This is a genomic window from Paenibacillus marchantiae, from assembly GCF_028771845.1.
Taxonomy (GTDB): domain Bacteria; phylum Bacillota; class Bacilli; order Paenibacillales; family Paenibacillaceae; genus Paenibacillus; species Paenibacillus marchantiae.
Window position 1 is genome coordinate 872667 of the sequence record NZ_CP118270.1, and the last position, 15727, is coordinate 888393.

Genomic DNA, 15727 nt, shown 5'->3' on the forward strand with positions numbered 1-15727 from the left:
CTTCTTCCAGGGAATGAACATGTAATTTTCCGTCTTTTTCCACCAATAAACCGATTTCTTCGTTCTTGATCTCTAACACATGCCTTACAAGGGAAGGGATAATGCCCCAAAAGGTAATAAAATCCCTTTTCATACGAAATACATTCAGGTACAATAGGGCGATGTGTGTGTCCGGACCAGGCGGATACGAAATACGAAGTATAGAGGACGGTTCAGTTCGAACGGATCATCCTGATTTGATTATTTGGAGGCTCATCAACACCATGCAAACCGATTCACAGACTAAAGTCAAAATCATAAACGCCGATCCCAGCGCGATGGGATTATTTGGGTTGGCCATCGTCACTCTGGTCGCTTCCTCCCAAAAGCTTGGCATTACAGACGGCCTTAGCTACGCCATTCCTTGGGCGATTTTCCTCGGTGCCTTTGCCCAGCTGTTCGCTTGCATTCAAGATTCCAAACGCAACAATACCTTTGGTACAACTGCCTTCGGCGCATACGCATTCTTCTGGTTCGCGATGGGTGCCAACTGGCTGATCAAAATGGGCGTGTTTGGCTCCACTCTTGCGGAACAGGCAGATGGCAAGCAGCTCGGATTTGCTTTTGCCGGATACCTCGTGTTCACCCTGTTCATGACGCTGGGTGCCGTGGAAGCCAACAAAGTATTGCTCATCATTTTCATTCTCATTGACTTCCTGTTCCTTGGCCTGACCTTTGACGCGTTCGGCGTAGCTCCTCATATCTTCCATACCATCGCAGCTTATGCTGAAATGGGAATCGGAATCGTGTCGTTGTACGGCACAGGTGCTTCCGTACTGAACGCTCACTTCGGCTATACGTTCTTGCCCATCGGCAAGCCGGCTGGCATTTTCAGACCCAAGGCTTAATATACAGCATCAAACCGCCAGCGCGCCGGTCCGCGCCTGGCGGTTTTTTTGAATCACGCTTCACTTGAATAGGGATACAGCTTCTTTTTTACTTTTTACCATTTTTTTCATTTCTTTTTCTGAAAAAAAAGTATAATATTAACATGTGATATACAACATTCTACTAGGTGAGGGAGTTTATAACAAATGAGAAACAAAGCAAGATCCGCAGTTTTATCCTTAGCACTAGCCGCAACTTTGGCGATTCCAGCAGTAGTTAGCGCTGATAGCATCCAGCTAAATCCGGCAGATGAGACAACGCCACCAATTGTTACTCCGTTCTCTGTTGGTAACCAACAGCCGCTCACAACTGTGAGCGCTGCTACTTCTACCGCCCCCGCTTATTTCTCGGTTCCAGCTGGTTACGGACATGGTAAATTCTACTTCCTAAACAATGGAACAAGCAATCTAACTGTTACGATGAAACACTCATCAGGATTAGAGTACATTGCAGCTACTGTTAAGCCGGGAGCAGCATATACTTGGAGAAGCACGGCGGATTATCCGCAAGGTATGCGCGGTGGTGATTATACCATCTCATTCCATTGTTCCAATGGTGTAAATGTAAAGTGGTCTGCATTCGCTTCCAATAGCGCCACTGAAGCAAACGGATAAAACATTAAAATCCCTTACGACTGATTATTCACAAAAAAGGATTCGAGGCCATTATCGGCAGCTCGAATCCTTTTTTGTGTATTCGAAATGTAACAGTGTATGACAGTCTATTATATTGGTACATCAGACGGCATGTCGTCGACGTTAGAAGCGCCCTAGCTTCCGATAATATCGGTGAACGAGCAGGACTCAAGCAGTCGGCTATTGCCCGTCTGGAGAGCTCCGCGCAGACTCCGCGCTTCGATACGCTCCAGAAGGTGGCTTTTGCGCTTGGCTTGCGCTTTGAACTGGTTCCTGATGGCGAGGAAGAAGTGACCGACACCTATACTAGAACTAACATATAGAGAGGATGGACGTGGCATATCTTGCAGCGTCCATCAGCCATACTGTCAGGAGGACTACAAAGAATGAGAGAGATACCTAAACCTACGGAATTAGATCAAGTGGAGAGAAAGTATGTGCGCGAAACACGTTGTTTCAAGACGGCAAGAGTATTTCCAACCGATGTAAATAACCATAATACCTTGTTTGGCGGCAAACTCATGTCTTATATCGATGACATTGCATCCATCGCCGCATCCAAGTTGTGCCGGGTCAATACCGTTACGGCTTCGACCGATTCGGTCGATTTCTTGTATCCGATTAATCCGACGGATTCGGTGACGTTGGAATCCTTCGCATCGTGGACGGGACGAAGTTCGATGGAGATTTTTGTGAAGGTGATCCGCGAGGATCTGAAGACGGGGGAGAAGAAGATTGCGGCGACCGCATTCCTTACCTTTGTCGCTTTGGATGAAAATAACCGTAAACTCATTGTCCCTCGCATCATTCCGGAGACGGAGGAAGAGAAGAAATTATACGAGACTGCTCCAGCCCGGGCGGCCATGCGGAAACAACGGCGGGCAGAAAGCAAGAACTTCGCCGACTTCCTCACCGTTAGTTATCCTTGGGAATAAGAGAATCAGGCACGCTATTCAGTCCTGAAGCATGCGTTCATGAATGGTCCGGCCCTTCTGCCCTGGTTCAATCAGGAGACGGGTCGGTTTGATGTTAATTAGCGCGGTCAACTGTTCTCCCATGTAGTGGGAAGAATACTTGAACCCAATCTCCGCCCAATGCATAATCACACCAACGGTCGCAGATACCAGGTAACTTAGCATGATATCGTAATTAATGGTGTAGTCGCTATCTTCGGTCACCAATACAAAATCCTCGGTTAAATATGTTCTGAACATATTGCAGAGTCTCGTTCCCATATCCCCATGCATCGTCATCAAGGCTCGAAAGATATCCTGATGTGCTTCGATATATTCAAATACAGGCATCGTTGATGGCAGCAATGCCGTCATATCCACTTCTTTTAACTCCGCGTAAGGTGATGCATAAGCTTGTCCCACGCCCTGCATGAAATCATCCAGAATGAATTGCAATAGCTCGGGTTTACCAGGAAAATGTAAATAGAACGTTCCCCGGTTATAATCTGCCCGCTCCGTAATGTCACGAATCGTGACGGCTTCAGCTCCCTTTTCCAATATCAAAGAAACTGCCGCAGCAATGATGGCATCCTGCGTTCTTCGTGCTCTCCGATCCTGAGGGTGTTCGATAATCAACATTTCCACCTCCTCTGTCCATTATTGTAACCTAAATGAACACCGCTTACATCTCTGTCCGATAGCTGACATATGCGCTGTCAATGATGATTGTCACATTACTATGTATATCTTAACATTGAGATAGGAACGATAGACCACAGGTTGAATGTTCACTCACAGTTCACCTGATTTCATTTTATAAGGAGCGAATACATGATGAGTACATCATATACCCAAACAGCCGTTATTACAGGAGCAGCCGGAGGCATCGGTAAAGAATTGGCACGCCGCCTTGCTGAACGCAAAATTAATCTGGTGCTGGTCGACCTGAACGAAGAAGCCATCCAGCAAACCATCACGGATCTGAAACTCGACAAAGAGCACGCCATTGCAGTGAAAGCAAACGTATCTCAGGAAGCCGACGTGAAAAACTATGTGCAGCAAGCACTTGATACGTTTGGTCGTATCGATTATTTTGCCAACAATGCCGGCATTGAAGGTCCAACCGGACTGATCGAGGATCTGAGCGTTGAAGCGCTCGACCTCGTATATAACGTCAATGTGCGCGGCGTATTCCTTGGTTTGCAGAACGTCATCCCTGTCATGAAAAAACAAAAATCTGGTGCGATTCTGAATACCTCTTCCCTCGCAGGTCTGATGGGTGCTCCAGCCGTATCTCCATATATTATGTCCAAACATGCCGTGATTGGCCTCACCCGCACAGCAGCGAATGAACTCGCGCCTCATGGTATTCGGGTTAACGCGGTATTGCCAGGCACCATTAATACCCGTATGATGCGTCAAATCGAAGCAAACTCCGGTAATGTGGAAGATTATCAATCAGCTACCGTATCCGCAATTCCGATGGGCCGCTATGGTGAACCGGAAGAAGTCGCAGCCATCATGAACTTCCTGTTATCCGAAGAAGCTTCGTATGTCACCGCTTCGCTCTATACTGTCGATGGCGGTATGATGGGTCAATAAGAAGAATGGGGCTAGCCTAACTTAGCTGACGCTTTAAAGGGTATTTCCGAGTGTACAATCCAAAATGACCTCAATTCCCACAATAACGTGGAGGCTGAGGTCATTTTTTTAATAGATTGATTTAAATTTAATCCACGTAGCCTGCGAGACCTTTTTCCATCAAGTAGTCCATTTCAGCATCCAGTATGCCTTCAACGGTTAGTTCATCCAGCTTTACATCTTTGCGGCTCAAAATGTAGTCGGCCAGATCGTCACCGTCGATATCCACGTCGCCTTTGGCATTTTCATGCGCCTTGTTAATGTACGCCTGCTCGTGCTTCAGGACAAGAGCGATATTCGCTTCGCTTGCCTTCGTCTTCTCTGCAATATATGCCTTCATTTCCTGTTCATTCATTGAATTTGCTTCAGTCACGTTAAAGTCAGCTCCTTGATTCATACGTTCTGTTGCCATTGTAGCATAGGTTAACCCACAACAGACATGCCTTATTCCTTATCCCTAGGATAAACGAACGTAAAATGTTGCACCTTCCCCTACTACACTGCGGGCGTAAATCTCACCTTTGTGCTGCTCCACGATCGACCTTGCAATTGCAAGACCCAATCCATGTCCACCATGTTTCCGTGCTCTGGAGGCATCCGTGCGATAGAAGCGATCGAAGATCCGGTCCAGATGTTCGTGTGCAATGCCTTCTCCCGTGTTGGAAACGGCCAGCACGACGTCATTGTTCTGTTTCTTCAACGATACGTTGACGGAACCTTTGGCTCTGGAGTATTTCACAGCATTATCGAGCAAAATCAGAATGACCTGCTTGATCTGTTCGCTGTTGCCATGAACCATGAGCTGCGGCTCAATGCTGTAGTCCAGGGATATATTTTTCTCAAAAATCACGGCCTCCATCGTTAAGATAATCGTCTCCACCGCATCGCTCATATTGAATTTGGCATGAATCATCGAGGATCTTGAATCGTCAATTTGAGTCAGATATAACAGATCATTCGTCAGTCCCGACATGCGTTCCGTCTCCGACTTGATGTAATGCAGCCATTTGGCTTGATTCTCAATCGTATCCTCCCGGTTCGCGAGAAGCACATCTGTGTTGGTATTAATGATCGCCAGCGGCGTTTTCAACTCATGTGAAGCATCGGCTATGAACTGCTTTTGCTTTTCAAAGGCTTCCTTAACCGGGGTAATAGATCGATTGGCGAAATAACGGCTCAGGAAGTAGATGACGATCAGCATGATCAAACCCACGACGGCAAAAGTATAAATCAGATTCGTAAGGATGCCCTGTTGGGCCGTCACATCGATGAACACAATCATATGCCCTGTGCTGCTCGGGTCGATCACATAAGCCCAGTCCGTTCCATTGAGTGTAAACTGTCCGGTCTTGCGATCCAGATCGTCGACTTTATTCACCTTTTGCAAAGCTTCAGTATAGAACGTGTCATCCATATCAAACCTGGAGTGTGCATCCGTGATTTTCCATTCACTGTCCGTCTTGACCATGAACGATACAGAGCGTCCTGGCGGTGAATTCGGATCACTCCCTGGTGCTCCATTCGCAATGGAATCGGACGGTAGTGATCCCGTCCCCGAATCTCTGTCATCACCGCGAGGCATCTTGCTGGAGTTGTAAGGCCCATGATAGAAATCCGACACTTTGAACAGTTCCATGTTGGTTTCCCGCTGTACATTCTGGTACGTAATGATGTAGATCGTGGCAAAGGCAACCAGCATCATAATTGATATGGATACCAGGTTCACGATCAGAAATCGGTTTCTGAGTTTCTTGAACATCAGGACGTCACCTCAAGTACGTACCCCACACCCCGAATCGTATTGATGCGGACCGAGGAGTTCAGGAAGGTTAATTTTTTGCGTAAAAACGAGATGTACACCTCCACATTGTTATACTCCACTTCCGAATCGAAACCCCACAATTTCTCAATAATCTGCTCTTTGGAAGTAATGGCCTGTTTGCGCGTGATTAGCAGTTCCAGCAGTTCATTCTCTTTCAGATTCAGCTTGATCTCCTTGCCTTGCACACTTAGCTTCAGCTGCGTTGTGTTCAATTCGACGTCACCGAACTTCAGTCCATCCTCTGGAACGACTTCTCCCTTCCTTCTCAGGGCTGCCCGAATCCGTGCGAGCAATTCCTCCGTGGCAAAGGGCTTTGCTATATAATCATCGGCTCCATAATCCAGCCCGGTCACTTTGTCTGAAATTTCTCCTTTGGCTGTGAGCAGAATGACAGGCGTATGATTGCCTTCGCTGCGCAGTTTCTTCAGCACGGTAATCCCGTCCATTTCCGGCATCATGATGTCCAGCAGCAACAGATCATAGATTCCACTCAGCGCATAATCCAGACCCGATCTCCCGTCATGCACCATGTCTACAGAGTAATTGTGTTTTTTCAATATTTGCGATACGGCTTCTGCCAAATGAACCTCATCTTCCGCAATAAGTATTCTCATCGGTTCTTCATTCCTCTGCATGAATTGGTTTCGATATATGTCAATCTATTATACCAACGATTGTAGCAACCGAACCTTGAATCAATCTTAATTCCACTTTTTTCGCGAACTATTAAAGGAAGGTAAAAAAAGATCAACGGAATGTAAAATCATTTAAGATTCATTCAAGGTTGGGGCTCTAAGATACAGACATGGAAGCAATACACGATGCAACAAAACATACAAAACATGGATGAAAGGACTGAACCCCAATGGCAATTGAAGTATTCAACCGATATGAGAGCAAGTATCTTCTCACCGATGAGCAGTACGAGAACTTCTACACCGACTTGCTGAAGTATATGGAGCTGGACGCCTATAACAAGAAACACGAGTTTTACTCCATTAGCAACCTGTACTTTGATACTCCGCAGGATTCCCTGATCCGCGCCAGTCTCTCCAAACCCAAATACAAGGAGAAGCTGAGACTGCGGGCATACGGAGTTCCTGAAGAGAATGCGAAGGTATATCTGGAGATCAAAAAGAAAGTATTTGGCCTGGTGAACAAACGCCGAACTGCCCTGAAGCTGGATGAAGCCTACGAATTCGTACGGACAGGCAAAGCGCCTGATCTCGCCGATTATATGAACAAACAGGTTGTCGAAGAGATCAAGTATTTCCTCCGGCTGTACGATCTGGAACCAAAAGTATATCTGGCGTATGAACGCAAAGCGTTGTTCGACAAGAACAGCCGCGATCTCCGCATCACCTTTGATACCAACATCCGCAGTCGCAGATACGATCTGAAGCTGGAGCAAGGGGATTACGGTGAACCACTGGTGAAAGATGGACGCTGGCTGATGGAAGTAAAAGCCGAGAAAACCGTTCCGATGTGGCTCTCTCAACTGTTATCCGAACACGGCCTATATCGCACCGGATTCTCGAAATACGGCAATGAGTACAGACATCTGGCCAGAACAACCAACCTGAACTACCAGACGGAACGAGAATTGCTGCCGGGTACCGATTTCAAACCATCCATAGAACAAGAAAAAACAATCACAGAAAGAGAGCGTGTAGTATATGCTTGATTCCATTTTCAGCTCAGCTTTAACAGATACCACCCTAACTTTTAGTAATGCAATTCTAACGATCGGACTTGCCATCATCATGGGGGTCATCATCAGCCTGACGTACATGAAGACAAATCAAAGCACATATTCCCAAAGCTTCACACTAACTATGGTCGTCTTGCCAGTCATCGTAGCCATCATCATTCTTCTGATCGGCAGCAACATTGCCCGTGCATTCAGCCTCGCGGGTGCCTTCTCCATCATCCGATTCAGAAGTGCGCCTGGTGACCCGAAAGACATTGCTTATGTTTTGTTCACCATGGCTTCCGGTCTTGCCTGCGGTGTAGGCGCATTCGGTTATGCCGTAATGTTCACCATCATCCTGTGTGTACTGATGTTTGTCCTGAGCCGCTTCAACTTCGGAGCGAAGAAAAGCCAGCAAAAAACGTTGAAAGTGACTATTCCCGAGAATCTGAGTTACGAAGAAGCACTGGACGAAGTATTCCACAAATTCAATGTCGTACATGAGCTCAAAAAAATCAGAACAACCGAACTTGGCAGTCTGTACGAGCTGGTCTACAACGTCACCATTCATGAAAGTGTCAATCAAAAAGAATTCCTCGACATGATCCGTACCCGAAACGGTAATCTGGATATCTCGTTAACTATGAGTCCAACAGCCACTGAATATTAAAATTCGAAGGGAACGATATAATATGAAAAAGAAAATCATAACTGGCAGCAAACTGTGGTCCGTCGCGATGATTACTGCAATGGTTACGGCTTGCAGCGCTCCGGCAGCAACGAACAGCACTGCAAACGCCGCAGTGTCAACGACAGGGACAACCAAAACCGTATCCGTCAGTGAACAAACCTCGGTGAAGTATGCCGATCTGGTCACAATGGATGCAGACGATACCAACGTTAGCTGGAGTGCAACAGATTCCACAACGATTAAGCTGAACGGGACGACCGCTTCCATCACAGGATCGGGTGCAAAAGCAGCAAACGGATCAGTAACCATCTCTGCAGCAGGTACCTATGTACTTAGCGGCAAACTTACCGATGGACAGATTGTAGTTAATGTTGCTGATAAGGGCACCGTACATCTCGTATTAAACGGGGCAACAATCAATGATAACGACAGTGCAGCCATCTATATCCAGAAAGCGGGCAAAGCTATCATTACGCTGGAGGAAGGAACCGAGAATGCTGTCTCCGATGGCAAGACATACGTATACGCCGACGCTGCAACGGATGAGCCGGATGCAGCCATCTTCAGCAAGGCAGACCTGACGTTCAATGGTACAGGCAAGCTGACGGTTACAGGCAACTACAATGAAGGTATTACGAGCAAGGATGATCTGAAAATCGTCAGTGGCACAATTAACGTCAAATCTGCGGATGATGGCATCAAAGGTAAAGATATGGTGGCCATTCAAGCCGGTACCATTACCATTGATTCAGAAGGTGACGGCATTAAATCCACAAACGATACGGATACGACTAAAGGCTTCGTTGCCATTGCTGGAGGTACATTCAACATCCAGAGCGGCAGCGACGGCATTCAAGCGGAAACCGCATTGGTTACGGATGGCGGCACATTTAACATCGTAACCGGAGGCGGCAGTGCCAATGCACCAGAAAAAGTAGAAGAAGGACCATTTGGCGGCGGTGGCGGCGGATGGGGTGGCGGTACACCTCCAACCGATATGGGTACACCACCGGATGGTGAACCACCTGCTGATATGCCGAGCAATAATGGCACGAACGCAACAGGCGCAGCTCCATCCAGCTCTACAAATGCCAAAGCACCTGCTGATTCCAATGCGGATGCAGACACAAGCACAACAACAGAAGAAGAAACGACGAGTGCCAAAGCACTTAAAGCTGGAGTTGACCTCACCGTCAATGGCGGTACGTATACGATTGATTCCATGGATGATTCCCTACACAGTAACAACAATGTAATTGTCAATGACGGCAAGTTCAGCATTGAATCCGGTGATGACGGGATTCATGCAGATCAGGCGCTTACCATTAACGGCGGAACGATCACCATTGCCAAGAGCTACGAAGGCCTTGAAGGTGCAATCATCACCCTGAACGATGGGAATGTGGATGTGACTGCATCAGATGATGGCGTGAATGCTTCGGGTGACATAACTGCAACTGACGCTAATGCTGATGCCGATGCTGCAACCACTGCAGATGACAGTACTAAAGCAGCCGATACCGATACAACTGCAGTCTCCAACACTTCTGTTACAGAGACGACTGGCACAACATCAACTACGGATCAGTCCAATCAAAGTACAGACGCGAATAGCAATGCTCGCCCACAAGGCGGTGGGCCAGGTGGTATGCCGGGTGAATCCGCCAGCAACAGTGAGCTTCATATCAACGGCGGTTCCCTCACCGTAAATGCAGGCGGCGATGGACTGGATTCGAATGGCTCCATCTATATGACAGACGGAACGGTCATTGTGAACGGTCCAACGGATAATGGCAACGGTCCACTCGACTATGATGGTACATTCGAGATGAGTGGTGGATATTTGGTCGCTGCCGGCAGTTCCGGCATGGCACAAGGTACATCCGATACATCAACTCAAAATACAATCGTGATGACATACCCTGAAACACAAAAAGCAGGCACACTCGTTCATGTGCAAGACAGTGAAGGCAATAACATCCTGACCTTTGCTCCAGCGAAAGATTATCAATCTGTTGTGGTTAGTTCCCCTGATCTGAAGAAGGATGGATCTTACGTGATTTACTCCGGCGGAACATCGACGGGCAAAGCAGTGGATGGACTCTATACAGACGGAACGTATAGTGGTGGGACCAAAGTGGTTGCCTTCCAATCCACAAGCAATGTAACTTGGGTGAATGAATCTGGTGTTACAACTGCCAATACAGGTATGGGTCCAGGTGGAGGCGGTGGCCAAGGTGGATTCGGCGGCGGAAGAAACAGACCGCAATCGGGTACAACAACCGATACTACAGGTACAACGGGCACTACGGATACCGCGAAGTAAGTTAAGATTCAGGTCATAAAAGCCAACAAATAAATGATTAAAAACAAGGGATGTCCCATACGTCATGAATATGACGGAGGACATCCCTTGTTTTTGCTATTTTGTTCTAAAGAACCTCGTACAAGCTATTCGCTCCCAATGGATGAAGGAATAACGTTGCTGATGTTCATTAAATGCTGCATTCCTTGATTATTCACCTTTTAAGATGCGGTAGGTTTGTTAGTACTCAAAACGTATATACATACACCTTGGTACGCAACGTGTCCCGGCATGTGATTGTCCGTAGCGGTACCTTGCCTGGCAATGCAAAACAGACGCTAATCACCTTTGCTCCCGGAGGCAGCTCCCGAGTGAACTTGTCGACGAGTCGATTCATTGCTCCAGGAAACAAATAACAGATGACGCAATCTGCGTGTTCATATGAACTAGTATAGATGTTGCCACGGATGAATCGCAGCCGTCCCTCCAGAGAATGGCGCTTTCCCTTTGCTCGCCGTAAGCGGACACTTATAAAAGCAATCAGTTGGGAGGCCCATAAGGGAACAATTGAATTCTCAATACCCGTTAGCCGTTTGCCTGGACAATGCCTCACTACGTCCAGTGCGAGCGTTCCCCAGCCGGAGCCTGCTTCAATCACGTCACCGTAACCGGGAATACGGTTGACCTCTTGAATGACTGTCTGCCTGACGATGCTGGATGTGGGCATCGGTGAGATTCCATTTTTCCAACTGACCAGCACGATGGATACTACCGATATAAGTGTCACCACAGCAATCAGCCATGGTATAAATTGAAATATGAACATAACCTCAACCCTTTGGATTTTAATTAAGAGGTGGCATTTGCACCTTCATCATAACAAAAGAAGCTTCTCCAGGTCTAAAAAACCTGACAGAAGCTTCCTTCTTGTTATTCTATTTTAACTATATCTCATTCCATCCCGCTGCTCATTCCACGCATTCAGTCCGGCACATGGGACTTCATGTATACACCCTTTTTGTACACCGATTTGATTGTAAAATGTACGCCCAGCTTGCGATTCGTCCGGTAGATCAGCGAGTTAATCTCGTCAATGCCTACCGGTTCACTCTCCAGCATGCTTCGCTCCGGCCACACTTGGCCGACAATCTGCTCCCGTGTCACAAAGTGATCCAACTGGCTGTACAATAGCTTGAACAGTTGGTACTCTTTCTTGGACAGTGGAATCTCCACTTCTCCAATCTGCACCGTTTGCAGGTGATCCTGTAAACGCACGCCCTCGCCCAGCAGGTCAGATAGCCGATATTCTCTCGTTTCTTCGAGATCCCCTTCTACGCGAAGCTGAATCAAGCCGTTGACCAGGGTCAGGCTGTCTCCTTCGGCAAACGGGTATTTCTCATAAGGAACGAGGCGCTGCCCGTTCAATTCCGTTCCATTTTTACTATCCAGATCCTCAATCCAAAGTTGCTGCTGCACATCATAATGAATGCGGCAGTGCCGCTTCGATATCAACTGATTGTAGACAGACAAGTCCAGTTCGTCTCCACCCGTATAACGCCCCACTGTAATAGAACGCCCCTGGCTGACATAAGCGAACGAACCGTCACTTTCCTGCCCTGGCGTACGAATGACGATTTTTGCCGTCTCCCGCATGTTATTCTCCCACCTTCAAATATCACTCTATCTCTATGAGCGTTCCGTTCATAAATAATGATAAATTCATCAGATTTGTTCCATTGTTTGCATCCATAATAATTTATATAGTGTATACAGGCATCGTTATATGCTTTTCTCTACTATACCAGACGTTGTGCCTTTTTTCTCATAACAGTCGTATCCATGCCCTAGCCCAATCAACAAGAGAGGTCCCTCATCATGAACAAAAAAAACATTTTCATATATGTGCTGCTCGCCTTCACCCTATCCATTACATTAACAGTGCTCTCCCGCATCAATGATGATCACGGAGAATCACTGAAAGGCACAACCACAACCGAAACTTCATGGTTGCAACTGAATACCCAGCCGTAAGTATACTCTATTATAACGTGATCAACAGAAAAAACGTTTCACGAATGTCATCTTATGCTGGGTCATGCCATCCTGAACGAGGTTCGATCATAATCCGTTCATCAGAATAAGGCCCCTGGACGCTAAAAACCAGCGCTCAAGAGCCTCATTTTAATGCATATTTATGATATGGATACCGATCAGTTCATCCGATAATGACTTATGTCAAAAGCGATGTTGCAACGGCATTCCCCGTCCTCAGCGCCGCTTTTTCCTGATACCAAGTTTCCTCCACCCATACACAATAAGAGCTACAGAGCCAGCAATCCATAATAATTGCCATAACATGATACTCAGATCAAATCCCATGTTGTATCCCTCCCCCAAAGATTGTGAATGCTGTATCGAATATCCTAAAATTGGTTTTTTTCATCCTACGGCAGATCGGATTCATTAGACTGTTCTATCTCTCTAGCCTGAATTTCCTCCATCCGGCTCGACACCTTCTGATACAGATAAGAAATGCCAAGCAGCAGTACGCCAAAGCTGAAATAGGCAATGATCTTGCTGCCCGATGTAAGCAATCGCACATCATAGAACACCATTTTCCCGGTGGAAAATAACGTCAGGCCCAGACCGAGGCGCCGAATCATCACATATTTTCTTCGGAACCCGTAGGCGATGTACAGGATCGCAAGCAACAGATAGATTAGGCTAAATAACAGCCCTACATCTCCCCAATGAAACTGGACCGTCAAGAACACGGTGATGACACCCAGCAGATAGAACCCTGCGATCACCGGATACCATTCAACGCTCTTGAACTGCCCGCGGATTGCCGTGATCAGCAGATCCCTTCCTGCAAAAAACACGCCCACATTAAAGATAATTAATACGAGTAAACCTACGACTTCAGCCGCTGTGTGCTGCTGAACATCCGGCTGAAGTGCCGGCATGGATAACGTTACTGCCAGTGCAATACAACAGCCCACCGCATGCAGGAAGACGATGTAACCCTGCACGATCCGATCACGCAAAAGCCTCACTTTACTCAATCCATAGGCCATGGCAATGGTCAGCGCAGCGAACATCAGCCATTTGTAGAACAGGTATAACAGGAATGAGTCATCAACTGCTTTCATATACAATTCATTCGATTCATACAGCACATATAACCACAGATTGGCGAGTGTGATGTACTTGAATGCATTCAAAAAGCCAAGCTCTATCTGGCTATAATGATATTTCTCTCCGGATAGGGAGCCGTTGCGATCCAAGGCGTAATAGAGTGTAATAAGTAGCGCACCCAGCGTGATGCAGGAGTATTTTAGCATGAAATAGGATTGCTCCCCCATGATGAACAGCACCAGCACGTCATAGTACACAAAGGTGAACATGCACAGAAGCACGATTCCCCATCCAGCACGTTCCACCAACTTGAACCGCTTCAGATGTCCGAGCGTAACCAACAGAATTCCTTCGATCAGCCAGCCCATAGACAGCCACTTCGCACCAAACTGGAACGGTATAATCAGAATGGCAAAGGTCAGTGAAGTCACGTAGAACAATAGAAGGGTCTGTTTTTCCTGAGGCATCCTCTGCTGGATAAAACGGGCGAGCCCGAAATAGACCAGAGCAAAAATCAGAGCAAGCAAACCTTGTGCGTCATTCCAGCCCGCTGCATCGAACAATACATATAACATCAGGCAGCTGATGCTCGTATTCATGGCGAGCAGTGCAAAGTCCCACCAGGTTAACTTCACCCGATGTTTAAACGGATACGCCAGTGTAATGCCGAGATATAATGCAAATGTCACAATGGAATACACCATACCGATCTTCTCACTTGGTGAGAGCCATAACAGGATGAGCATGGACGGTGTGTTGAACAGAAAACTGATATAGTGCACGATTGGCCACCGTTTGCCAAATGAAATCCATACAATAATTCCGTTCAGGAGCAACAGATAAATCATGGCCACATAAACAGCCGAGCCTTGAAGGCCGAAATAGGCCACATAGGAGATTAACGGTAAATACCCTCCAACCAAACCAAGTGAGCAGATCGTCCTGGACTGATACCTTAACGAAAGTAGAACGGATAACGCCGAAACCAGCACCGACAAGGCAAGTCCCGTATATAACCCGATGATATGCAATAGAAAATAGCTGTAGAAAATGGAGCCAAACAGAACCGATATCCCGCCGCCCAGCAGCCCCATCGCGAACGTCTGTCTTTTACGCCGGAACAGCCACTCACCCCCGGCAAGCATAAGCGCACCAAGCAGGAAGAACGCTACTCCTTTCACCTCATCGCTGAACCAGGTCTTGTAGGAGTACTGAAAGGCTGCACCAACGCCAAGAATGATCAGCAGGATGGCGACCTTGTTGATCCAGCTCAGGCCAATCTTCATCTCCATCCGATTCTGGCGAATGCGCCGCTGAATGGTCTCTTCGCTTAAGCCTTCTTCTGCCATATGCTCATATCCTTGTTGCATCTGTCCGCGCAGCGCCTCTTCCCTCTCCCACAGGGTCTGCCTATGCAATGCAATACGTTCCTGCACCTCAGCAGCCAGATGAGCAATTCTTTCCTTCATCTCATTGGCGTCACCCTGAAGTTCCTCTGAAGCTCGGTTGAATATAGCATTCAAATTCACTTTGGCGCGGTGCTCATGCGCCACGAGCCGATCATTATGTACACTCGTCTTTCCCCGAAAGTAGGTCTCCATCTTCTCCTGGGATACACGAATGAGATTCAATTTCTCATCCAGCATCTGTTCGGATAGAGCCATGCGAAGACGGGCATTCTCCTCTTCCATTTTCCGTGTGCGTACTTCAAGCTGTTGCAGCTTGAGTTGGTGCGCTTCATATTGCGTTCGCAGTTGTTCGTTTTGCACGATCAGGTCATCGGATTGATAGTCCTGAAGCAGAGCATTATATTCCTTTACCAGCTGCTTCTGCTGCTCCTGAACCTGGTGAAGCCGATCCTTGAACTCTTTCATGAGCTTCCTCCGTTGGTTGATGTTAAATTCATTCCCTATATTTTACTATAT

The 15727-nt window shown here is 47.1% G+C and carries 16 protein-coding genes; 9 read left to right on the top strand and 7 right to left on the bottom strand.

The annotated features are described in order from the left end of the window. Window positions 1-263 precede the first annotated feature (263 nt). The 4 genes from PTQ21_RS03965 (at window position 264) to PTQ21_RS03980 (ending at window position 2497) form a co-directional block, all read left to right on the top strand. Entirely contained in the window at window positions 264-887 is a 624-nt protein-coding gene (locus PTQ21_RS03965) for an acetate uptake transporter (RefSeq protein WP_063567767.1), read from the top strand. 186 nt (window positions 888-1073) lie between these two features. Next, window positions 1074-1541, top strand: a complete 468-nt coding sequence (locus PTQ21_RS03970; RefSeq protein ID WP_079348062.1) for a hypothetical protein — start codon at window positions 1074-1076, stop codon at window positions 1539-1541. Between the two features lie 74 nt (window positions 1542-1615). Then, complete coding sequence (locus PTQ21_RS03975; protein ID WP_274568899.1) at window positions 1616-1885, top strand: helix-turn-helix domain-containing protein; 270 nt, start codon at window positions 1616-1618, stop codon at window positions 1883-1885. A 99-nt stretch (window positions 1886-1984) separates the two neighbouring features. After that, window positions 1985-2497 carry an acyl-CoA thioesterase gene (locus PTQ21_RS03980; protein ID WP_063567782.1) on the top strand — a complete coding sequence of 171 codons (513 nt, stop codon included), beginning with the start codon at window positions 1985-1987 and terminating at the stop codon, window positions 2495-2497. A gap of 18 nt (window positions 2498-2515) precedes the next feature. On the opposite strand, the gene PTQ21_RS03985 is transcribed toward PTQ21_RS03980, so the two are convergent. Continuing rightward, a complete protein-coding gene (locus tag PTQ21_RS03985; protein ID WP_063567764.1) occupies window positions 2516-3154 on the bottom strand; it encodes a TetR/AcrR family transcriptional regulator in 639 nt (212 codons plus the stop codon). Window positions 3155-3349: 195 nt separating this feature from the next. Between PTQ21_RS03985 and PTQ21_RS03990 the strand changes: the two genes are divergently transcribed. Further along, window positions 3350-4117 (top strand): SDR family NAD(P)-dependent oxidoreductase, encoded by a 768-nt coding sequence (locus tag PTQ21_RS03990; RefSeq protein WP_063567763.1) that lies wholly within the window; start codon window positions 3350-3352, stop codon window positions 4115-4117. A 127-nt stretch (window positions 4118-4244) separates the two neighbouring features. Here PTQ21_RS03990 and PTQ21_RS03995 read toward each other — a convergent pair whose 3' ends face one another. Genes PTQ21_RS03995 through PTQ21_RS04005 form a run of 3 tightly spaced genes read right to left on the bottom strand, consistent with a single transcriptional unit; the run spans window position 4245 to window position 6592 of the window. Continuing rightward, the gene (locus tag PTQ21_RS03995; protein WP_231952847.1) at window positions 4245-4568 is read right to left on the bottom strand and encodes a hypothetical protein; all 324 of its coding nucleotides are present in this window, start codon (window positions 4566-4568) and stop codon (window positions 4245-4247) included. Window positions 4569-4613: 45 nt separating this feature from the next. After that, a complete protein-coding gene (locus PTQ21_RS04000) occupies window positions 4614-5915 on the bottom strand; it encodes a sensor histidine kinase (RefSeq protein ID WP_063567762.1) in 1302 nt (433 codons plus the stop codon). Then, window positions 5915-6592, bottom strand: a complete 678-nt coding sequence (locus PTQ21_RS04005) for a response regulator transcription factor (RefSeq protein WP_274568902.1) — start codon at window positions 6590-6592, stop codon at window positions 5915-5917. The genes PTQ21_RS04000 and PTQ21_RS04005 overlap by 1 nt, the downstream gene beginning before the upstream one ends. Window positions 6593-6843: 251 nt before the next feature. On the opposite strand from PTQ21_RS04005, the gene PTQ21_RS04010 reads away from it, so the two are divergent. Genes PTQ21_RS04010 through PTQ21_RS04020 form a run of 3 tightly spaced genes read left to right on the top strand, consistent with a single transcriptional unit; the run spans window position 6844 to window position 10685 of the window. Beyond that, window positions 6844-7662 carry a polyphosphate polymerase domain-containing protein gene (locus PTQ21_RS04010; protein WP_274568904.1) on the top strand — a complete coding sequence of 273 codons (819 nt, stop codon included), beginning with the start codon at window positions 6844-6846 and terminating at the stop codon, window positions 7660-7662. Continuing rightward, window positions 7655-8338 (top strand): DUF4956 domain-containing protein, encoded by a 684-nt coding sequence (locus tag PTQ21_RS04015; RefSeq protein WP_090952333.1) that lies wholly within the window; start codon window positions 7655-7657, stop codon window positions 8336-8338. Before PTQ21_RS04010 ends, PTQ21_RS04015 begins: the two co-directional genes overlap by 8 nt. Window positions 8339-8360: 22 nt before the next feature. Beyond that, a complete protein-coding gene (locus PTQ21_RS04020) occupies window positions 8361-10685 on the top strand; it encodes a carbohydrate-binding domain-containing protein (protein ID WP_274568905.1) in 2325 nt (774 codons plus the stop codon). Between the two features lie 226 nt (window positions 10686-10911). Here the strand turns inward: PTQ21_RS04020 and PTQ21_RS04025 are convergent, their stop codons facing one another. Continuing rightward, window positions 10912-11490: a class I SAM-dependent methyltransferase gene (locus PTQ21_RS04025; protein ID WP_274568906.1), complete on the bottom strand. Its 579-nt coding sequence runs from the start codon at window positions 11488-11490 to the stop codon at window positions 10912-10914. Window positions 11491-11645: 155 nt separating this feature from the next. Then, window positions 11646-12317: an FHA domain-containing protein gene (locus tag PTQ21_RS04030; protein ID WP_063567756.1), complete on the bottom strand. Its 672-nt coding sequence runs from the start codon at window positions 12315-12317 to the stop codon at window positions 11646-11648. 222 nt (window positions 12318-12539) lie between these two features. On the opposite strand from PTQ21_RS04030, the gene PTQ21_RS04035 reads away from it, so the two are divergent. After that, window positions 12540-12695, top strand: coding sequence for a hypothetical protein (locus PTQ21_RS04035; RefSeq protein WP_170867836.1), 156 nt, complete (start codon window positions 12540-12542; stop codon window positions 12693-12695). Window positions 12696-13108: 413 nt separating this feature from the next. Here the strand turns inward: PTQ21_RS04035 and PTQ21_RS04040 are convergent, their stop codons facing one another. After that, window positions 13109-15676, bottom strand: coding sequence for a DUF2339 domain-containing protein (locus tag PTQ21_RS04040; RefSeq protein ID WP_274568907.1), 2568 nt, complete (start codon window positions 15674-15676; stop codon window positions 13109-13111). Window positions 15677-15727: the final 51 nt, after the last annotated feature.

What these genes read in the sequence shown, in the direction of transcription:
- PTQ21_RS03965 (WP_063567767.1), top strand. Translation starts at nt 264, where the DNA reads ATGCAAACCGATTCACAGACTAAAGTCAAAATCATAAACGCCGATCCC.
- PTQ21_RS03970 (WP_079348062.1), top strand. Translation starts at nt 1,074, where the DNA reads ATGAGAAACAAAGCAAGATCCGCAGTTTTATCCTTAGCACTAGCCGCA.
- PTQ21_RS03985 (WP_063567764.1), bottom strand. Translation starts at nt 3,154, where the DNA reads ATGTTGATTATCGAACACCCTCAGGATCGGAGAGCACGAAGAACGCAG.
- PTQ21_RS03990 (WP_063567763.1), top strand. Translation starts at nt 3,350, where the DNA reads ATGAGTACATCATATACCCAAACAGCCGTTATTACAGGAGCAGCCGGA.
- PTQ21_RS03995 (WP_231952847.1), bottom strand. Translation starts at nt 4,568, where the DNA reads ATGGCAACAGAACGTATGAATCAAGGAGCTGACTTTAACGTGACTGAA.
- PTQ21_RS04000 (WP_063567762.1), bottom strand. Translation starts at nt 5,915, where the DNA reads ATGTTCAAGAAACTCAGAAACCGATTTCTGATCGTGAACCTGGTATCC.
- PTQ21_RS04005 (WP_274568902.1), bottom strand. Translation starts at nt 6,592, where the DNA reads ATGAGAATACTTATTGCGGAAGATGAGGTTCATTTGGCAGAAGCCGTA.
- PTQ21_RS04010 (WP_274568904.1), top strand. Translation starts at nt 6,844, where the DNA reads ATGGCAATTGAAGTATTCAACCGATATGAGAGCAAGTATCTTCTCACC.
- PTQ21_RS04015 (WP_090952333.1), top strand. Translation starts at nt 7,655, where the DNA reads ATGCTTGATTCCATTTTCAGCTCAGCTTTAACAGATACCACCCTAACT.
- PTQ21_RS04020 (WP_274568905.1), top strand. Translation starts at nt 8,361, where the DNA reads ATGAAAAAGAAAATCATAACTGGCAGCAAACTGTGGTCCGTCGCGATG.
- PTQ21_RS04025 (WP_274568906.1), bottom strand. Translation starts at nt 11,490, where the DNA reads ATGTTCATATTTCAATTTATACCATGGCTGATTGCTGTGGTGACACTT.
- PTQ21_RS04030 (WP_063567756.1), bottom strand. Translation starts at nt 12,317, where the DNA reads ATGCGGGAGACGGCAAAAATCGTCATTCGTACGCCAGGGCAGGAAAGT.
- PTQ21_RS04035 (WP_170867836.1), top strand. Translation starts at nt 12,540, where the DNA reads ATGAACAAAAAAAACATTTTCATATATGTGCTGCTCGCCTTCACCCTA.
- PTQ21_RS04040 (WP_274568907.1), bottom strand. Translation starts at nt 15,676, where the DNA reads ATGAAAGAGTTCAAGGATCGGCTTCACCAGGTTCAGGAGCAGCAGAAG.